This is a genomic window from Thiolapillus sp. (genome assembly GCF_048562965.1).
GTDB lineage: Bacteria > Pseudomonadota > Gammaproteobacteria > Chromatiales > Chromatiaceae > Thiolapillus > Thiolapillus brandeum_A.
The window spans coordinates 1-523 of the sequence record NZ_JBHNMF010001646.1 but is presented as its reverse complement, the minus strand read 5'-3'; the positions used below and the strand labels follow the sequence as shown (position 1 = coordinate 523).

The following is a 523-nucleotide window of genomic DNA, read 5'->3' as shown; positions in this document are numbered from 1 at the left end:
ACCCGGCTGTTCGAGCAGGCACGGGAGCTATCGGGAGGCGAATCGCTGCCCTGTCGTAGCCATTGCCGGAGGGCCAAAAGGCGCATGTGCAGTATTCGCCATACACGCGGCCGGAACAAGCAAGCGTGTCTTCGGCCTCGTGATAGATTTTGGGACATCCCAGTCCCCAAAATCGACTCGGCCTTTGACAACCTATTGGTGCCCCAGCCGTCCTGGTCACCAAGCACTACGCAACAACTTCGCAAGCTCGTTGCTGCTCCGTACTTGGCTCCCAATGACTGGACGCCGCGTTCGGAGGCCTACTTTGTTTTCCCTCTGGCGCAAGGCACGCCGGGAAAACAGTGCGGCCTCGCGGCTACTGGGGTCTACCAGCCTTCGCTTCGCTCTCCATGGCTGGCAGCGACGGAATCGAACATTCACGAACCCAGTGACAGCAGCCTGTTGTGGGATGGTGTGCGAGTTTTGACCCGGCTGTTCGAGCAGGCACGGGAGCTATCGGGAGGCGAATCGCTGCCCTGTCGTA

1 protein-coding gene is annotated in these 523 nt (G+C 60.2%); it reads left to right on the top strand.

Annotation, left to right across the window (positions count from 1 at the left end):
- Nucleotides 1-84: 84 nt before the first annotated feature.
- A partial coding sequence (locus ACOCD2_RS26000; RefSeq protein ID WP_419626442.1) for a hypothetical protein occupies nucleotides 85-523 on the top strand: 439 nt, incomplete at its 3' end.